The following is a 6,016-nucleotide window of genomic DNA, read 5'->3' on the forward strand; positions in this document are numbered from 1 at the left end:
GTCACGACCGTGACCGCCATGCCCAGCGCCGTGCCGAGCAGGAGCCGCAGCATGGGGACCTCGTGGTCCCAGCCCGCGGTGGGGGTGCCCTCGTCGTAGACGGCGCCCTGGCTGGTGACGACGATCGCGGGCCTGCCCGCGAGCGGCTGGGTCGGCCCGTCGAACGGCGCGGTCACGCCGGGCACGTGGACGTTGTCCAGCCAGGCCTTGAGCGTGGACGGCACCGAGTAGTTGTAGAGCGGCGCGCCGACCAGCAGGACGTCGGCGGCCAGCAGCTCCTCGATCAGCTCCCGCTGCAGCGTCTCGGCCTCCGCGGGCGGCGCCGCGTCGGCCGGGCGCAGGCGCGGCGGCCAGTGCAGGTCGGCGTCGGCCAGGTGGGGGAGCGGGTCGCGGTGCAGGTCGCGGCGGGTGAGCAGGTTGTCCGGCCCGGCGGTGCGCCAGGCCTCGGCGAAGGTCGCGGTGATCGCCCGGGTGCGCGAGTGGCGCAGGTCGGCGGAGGAGTCGAGGTGCAACAGGTTCGGCACGAGACTGCACGCTACCCGGGAGGCCGGCAGAGTCCCGGTCATGAGCGAGCGCATCGAGGTGTCCCGCACCATCCCCGCGGACCCGGCGGCGATCTTCGCCGTGTTGCGCGACCCGCAGGGCCACGTCGCGATCGACGCCTCCGGCATGCTCATGGACGCGACCGGCGACCCGGTCTCCGCGGTCGGGGACGGCTTCGTGGTGCACATGGACCGGGAGGCGCTCGGTGACATCCCCGAGATGGGGGAGTACGACGTGACCGTCACGATCACCACCTACGAGCAGGACCGCGAGATCGCCTGGAGCATCCTCGGCCGGATGCGCCCGCAGATCGGGCACGTCTACGGCTACCGGCTCGAGCCCGTCGAGAAGGGCACGCTGGTCACGCAGTACTACGACTGGTCGGAGATCCACCCGGAGTGGCGGGCCCGCGGCATCTTCCCGATCATCTCCGAGCCGTCGCTGAAGGCCACGCTGGGGATCCTCGACCGGACCGTCCGACGAGGACTGTGACCGCGGTGGAACGAGTGGCAGCCGGTGTCGGTCGAGGCGGGCGGTCTCGCCCGGTCACGGGGGAGACCCGTTGTGGCGGTTCGGGCCGGTGCGGAGCTCGCGGAGGTTCCACCGGCCCGCCTCGCCCACCAGCACGGTGACCGAGAGCGGGTCCACGTCCACCCGCCAGACCGCGGTGGCGGGGGCGCCGAGGGTGTGCGCGAGCGCCGCCCGGACCACCGCCGGGTCGACGACGGCGAGCAGCCCCCGAGGCAGGTTCGGCAGCGAGCGCAGCCATCCCCCGACCCGGGACACGAAGTCCGCCATGGACTCCCCGCCGTGCGGGGTGGACTCCGGGTCGGTGAGCCAGCGGGTCACCTCGTCCGGCTCGGCGGTGGCGACCTCGTCGAGGGTCCGGCCCGCCCAGCGACCGTGGTCGAGCCCGGCGAGCGCGGGGTCGACGGCGGCGGGCATCTCCTTCCTCGGCATCGGCTCGGCCTTCTGGGGCCTCCTCGCAGGCGGCGCGATGCTCCTCCTCCACCGCCGCCGCACCCCCTGACCCGCAAGTCCCCCACTGTCGCCGCGCGAGTCGGACAAGGCCCGCGAGTCCCTCACTCTCGACGCGCGAGTCCCACACTCTCGACGCGCGAGTCGGACGACAAGGCCCGCCAGTCGGACACTGCGGCCCGCTGGTCGCCTTCTGGAGGTGCACGCGTCGCCCGCTCAGACTGCGCGAGTCGCCCACGCAGCGCGCGCCCGTCGTCTCCTCCGAGGTCCTGCGCCCCCGAGAGGCCGGCTCAGTGGAACAGGCCGGCGAGGCGGGCGTCGGATTCGGCGAGGGCGGTGCGGTCCCAGGTCGAGGAGGTGACCAGCAGCTCGTCGGCGGCGGTACGGGTGAGGAGATCGTCGAGCCGGGTCGAGACGGTCGCCTCGTCCCCGACGATCGTGCGGGCCAGGGCGCGTTCGACGGACGTGCGCTGCCGGTCGGTCAGGCGCCGGTGCGGGTCCGGGGCCTCCAGCGGCGGGAACTCACCGGTGATCCGGGAGGCGGCCAGCGCCCAGGCCTCGGGGAGGACGAGCTCCGGATCGCCGACCAGGACATCCACCGACACGACGACGTGGGCGGCGGTCCCGGCACGCGCTCGGTAGTCCGCGAGGGCGGCGGGGTCGTCGAGCACCGGCCCGCCGACGACGACCGGGAGCCCGAGATCCCCCGCCACCGCCAGTCCCTTGCCCGTGGCCAGCACGAACAGCGGCACGGGCTCGTCGAGCCGCGGGCGGGCGGTGACGGTCGCGGTGCCGTCGAGGTAGGCGCGGAGCTCGTCGAGGTCCTCGCGGAAGGTGTCACGATCGTCGCTGCGCAAGGCGCGGCGGACGGGGGCGGTGAAGCCGAGCGACCGGCCCACACCGAGATCGATCCGGCCCGGGTGCAGCGCCGCCAGCACCCCGACCTGCTCGGCCACGACGATCGGCTGGTGGTTGGGCAGCATCACCCCGCCGGATCCCACACGGATCCGGTCGGTGGCGGCGGCGACGGACGCCATGAGCACCGTCGGCGCACCCGAGGCGATGCCGGGGACGGCATGGTGCTCCGCGACCCAGAACCGCTGGTAGCCGAGCTGCTCGGCGCGTCGAGCCCGCTCCACGGTGCCGACGACGGCGGCGGAATCCGGTTCGCCCGACCTCGTCCGGCTGCGATCGAGGAGGGAGAGGCGCACACACGCCGCAACGCCGCGGAGCTGCCCCGGATTCCGGGTGGTCGGAGGGCCCGCGAGTCAGCCCTGACGTCCGACGCGACTAGCAATCCTGCAAAGCCCGATTCGGGCCCCCGGGGACGACTCGCCCACGCTCGAAGGCGACCGTGCGAGTTGAGACGACGACGCGCGGGCGTACGAAGGACGACTCGCGTTGTCCGACAACGCGACTCGCGACTTCAGCAGGGACCTCGCACGGCGAAACCGCGGGACTCGGGGGACATGTCCGACTCGCGCGTCGAAACTGCGGGACTCGCGGGGCTTGTCCGACTCGCGCGTCGAAAGTGTGGGACTCGCGGGGTTCTGGGCGACGCCCATTGCACGGTCAGGTGAGGTTGCGGCGTTCCAGGAGGGGGCGGATCTCGGGGTTGCGGCCTCGGAAGTTGCGGTAGGCCTCCATGGCGTCGACCGCGCCGCCGCGCGAGAGGAGCTCGCGGCGGAAGCGGTCGCCGTTCTCCCTGCGGAGCCCGCCGTTCTCCTCGAACCACTGGACGGTGTCGGCGTCGAGCACCTCGGACCAGATGTAGGAGTAGTAGCCCGCCGAGTACCCACCCGCGAAGACGTGGTTGAAGTAGGTGCTCCGGTACCGCGGCGGGATCAGCGGGTGCGCTATCCCGGCCTTGCGCAGGGCCTCGGCCTCGAACTCCAGGACGTCGGTGACCTGGTCGTCCACGGTGAGGGTGTGCCAGGCCTGGTCCAGCAGCGAGGCCGCGAGGTACTCGGTCGTCCGGAACCCCTCACCGTACGACCTGCTGGCGAGCAGCTTCTCGAGCAACGGCGCCGGCAGCAGCTCACCGGTCTCCCAGTGCTTCGCGTACCGCCCGAGGATCTCCGGCCGCTCCAGCCACATCTCGTTGACCTGCGACGGGAACTCCACGAAGTCCCGCGGCACGGAGGTCCCGGAGAACGTCGGGTACCGGACCGCGGAGAACAGCCCGTGCAGCGCGTGCCCGAACTCGTGGAACAGCGTGCGGACCTCGTCGATCGTGAGCAGCGTCGGCTCACCCTCGGCAGGCTTGGTGATGTTGAGCGTGTTCATCACCACCGGCCGCTCGTCCAGGAGGAAGGACTGCCCGACCAGCGCGTTCATCCACGCGCCGCCGCGCTTCGACTCCCGCGCGTAGTAGTCGCCGCCGAACAGCCCCAGCGGCGTGCCGTCCGCGTCGAACACCTCCCAGAACCGGACGTCCGGGTGGTAGCCGACCAGGTCGTGGCGCGGGTGCAGCTGGATGCCGTAGAGCTCCTCCGCCGCGTGGAACACACCGTGCTCCAGCACCGACTCCAGCTCCAGGTACTGCCGCAGCACGGCGGCGTCGACCTCGAACCGCTCGCGCCGCACCTGCTCGGCGGTGAACGTCCAGTCCCACGGCTCCAGCACGTGCCCGGCGGTCTCGGCGAGCTCGGCCGCCTCCTCGTCCGCGTTGCGCATCGCGGGCGGGGCGAGGTCGGCGAGCATGGCCGCGACGGCGTCGACCGAGCCGGCCGTGGAGTCCTCGATGACGTACGCGGCGTGCGTCGGGTAGCCGAGCAGCCTGGCCCGTTCGGCCCGCAGCGCGGTGATCCGCACGACGACGTCCCGGGTGTCGAAGTCCCCGGACGCGCCGCGCCCGACCGAGGCCTCGAACACCTCCCGGCGCAGGTCACGGTCCGTCAGCGAGCCCAGCACGGGCTGACCGGTCGGCAGCACCAGCGTGAGCAGGAACCCGCTCCCGTGCCCGCGGGAGGAGGCCGCCGCGGCCGCGGCCGAGATCGCGCCGGGGGACATCCCGTCCAGCTCGGCGACGTCGTGGACGTGCACCGCCGCGGCGTTCGCGCCGCCGAGCAGGCGGGTCGAGAAGGTGGTGGACAGCGAGGACAGCTCCGCGTTGAGCGCCTTGAGCCGCTCCTGCTCCGCCTCGCCGAGCTGAGCACCGGCCCGGACGGCGTCGGTGAAGTAGCGCTCGACGAGGCGCTTCGACTCGGGATCGAGCCCCTCGCGATCCGCGTGCACCGCCGAGATCCGGCCGAACAGCCGCGGGTCCAGCGAGATCTCGTCCGCGTGCGCCGCGAGGATCGGTGCGACGGCGGCCCGGACCTCCTCGATCCGCGGCGTGGTGTCCGCACCCGCGCGGCTGAAGAACACGCGCGAGACCCGGTCCAGCGTGCGACCGGAGAGCTCGAGGGCCTCGATCGTGTTCGCGAACGTCGGTTCCCCGGATGCGACGATCGCCTCGATCTCCGCCCGCTGCTCCGCCATCCCGGCCTCGAAGGCCGGCAGATAGTGCTCGTCGGTGATGGCGGCGAAGTCCGGGAGGCCGTACGGGAGCGTGCTCGGCGCGAGGAACGGGTTCGTCACCACCTCACCGTAGCTCTACCGAGTCGGCACGGTGAGTGATCCGCTAGCGTCGAAGATCGGTGCGAAAGGGACATGGGTGGCCGAGACGTTCGGGCCCTACCGGCTCGACGAGCTGGTCGGCCGCGGGGGCATGGGCGAGGTCTGGCGTGCCTTCGACACCCGGCGCAAGCGGGTCGTCGCGCTGAAGCGGCTCGGGGCCGAGCACTCCGGGAACGCCGAGTTCGAGGCTCGGTTCCGCCGCGAGTGCGAGCTCGCCGCGCAGCTCAACGCCCCCACCGTGATCCCGATCCACGACTACGGCGAGATCGACGGCGCGCTGTTCCTGGACATGCGGTTCGTCGAGGGCGAGGACCTCGGGGCCCGGCTGCGCGAGCAGGGACCGCTCGCGCCCGCGGCGGCGGTCCGGATCGTCGAGCAGCTCGCGTCGGCGCTCGACGCGGCGCACGCGGCGGGGCTGGTCCACCGGGACGTCAAGCCGTCGAACACGCTGCTCGCCGCGGGCGACTTCGTGTACCTGGTGGACTTCGGGATCGTCCGTTCGCTGGCCTCCGAGACCGTGCTGACCACTGCGAACGGCGTGGTGGGCACGGCGGGCTACCTCGCCCCGGAGCGGATCACCGGGACCGGCGAGGACCACCGCAGCGACGTCTACTCCCTCGCCTGTCTGCTCCACGAGTGCCTGACCGGTGAGCGGCCGTACTCGGGCGCGACGGCGGCCGCGGTGATCGCCGCGCACGTGCACGCCCCGATCCCGCGGCCCAGCGCGCGGGACCCGCGGCTGCAGCCGTTCGACGCCGTCGTCGCGGCCGGGATGGCCAAGGACCCCGTGCAGCGGGTGCCGACGGCCGGGGCCTTCGCGCGGCTCGCCGCGGAGGCGCTCCGGGCTCCCTCCGTCGTCGCACCGGCGGTGATC

The 6,016-nt window shown here is 73.1% G+C and carries 6 protein-coding genes; 2 read left to right on the plus strand and 4 right to left on the minus strand.

Annotated elements, in window-relative coordinates:
* Nucleotides 1–524: FMN-dependent NADH-azoreductase (locus tag H5J29_RS18095; RefSeq protein ID WP_181782134.1), on the minus strand; the 524-nt coding region annotated here is incomplete at its 3' end.
* 40 nt (nucleotides 525–564) lie between these two features.
* Here H5J29_RS18095 and H5J29_RS18100 point away from each other — a divergent pair.
* Nucleotides 565–1,035: an SRPBCC family protein gene (locus H5J29_RS18100; protein WP_181782135.1), complete on the plus strand. Its 471-nt coding sequence runs from the start codon at nucleotides 565–567 to the stop codon at nucleotides 1,033–1,035.
* A gap of 54 nt (nucleotides 1,036–1,089) precedes the next feature.
* Here the strand turns inward: H5J29_RS18100 and H5J29_RS35200 are convergent, their stop codons facing one another.
* From H5J29_RS35200 to H5J29_RS18120, 3 genes are all read right to left on the minus strand, one after another.
* Nucleotides 1,090–1,629: a histidine phosphatase family protein gene (locus tag H5J29_RS35200; RefSeq protein WP_376768544.1), complete on the minus strand. Its 540-nt coding sequence runs from the start codon at nucleotides 1,627–1,629 to the stop codon at nucleotides 1,090–1,092.
* A gap of 182 nt (nucleotides 1,630–1,811) precedes the next feature.
* On the minus strand, nucleotides 1,812–2,732 hold the full coding sequence (locus H5J29_RS18115) for an MsnO8 family LLM class oxidoreductase (protein WP_181782138.1): 921 nt from the start codon (nucleotides 2,730–2,732) through the stop codon (nucleotides 1,812–1,814).
* A gap of 361 nt (nucleotides 2,733–3,093) precedes the next feature.
* Nucleotides 3,094–5,103: a M3 family metallopeptidase gene (locus H5J29_RS18120; RefSeq protein ID WP_376768545.1), complete on the minus strand. Its 2,010-nt coding sequence runs from the start codon at nucleotides 5,101–5,103 to the stop codon at nucleotides 3,094–3,096.
* A gap of 76 nt (nucleotides 5,104–5,179) precedes the next feature.
* On the opposite strand from H5J29_RS18120, the gene H5J29_RS18125 reads away from it, so the two are divergent.
* The coding region (locus H5J29_RS18125; protein WP_181782140.1) for a serine/threonine-protein kinase at nucleotides 5,180–6,016 on the plus strand (837 nt) is incomplete at its 3' end.

Source organism: Pseudonocardia pini, from assembly GCF_013870575.1.
Lineage (GTDB): Bacteria > Actinomycetota > Actinomycetes > Mycobacteriales > Pseudonocardiaceae > Pseudonocardia > Pseudonocardia pini.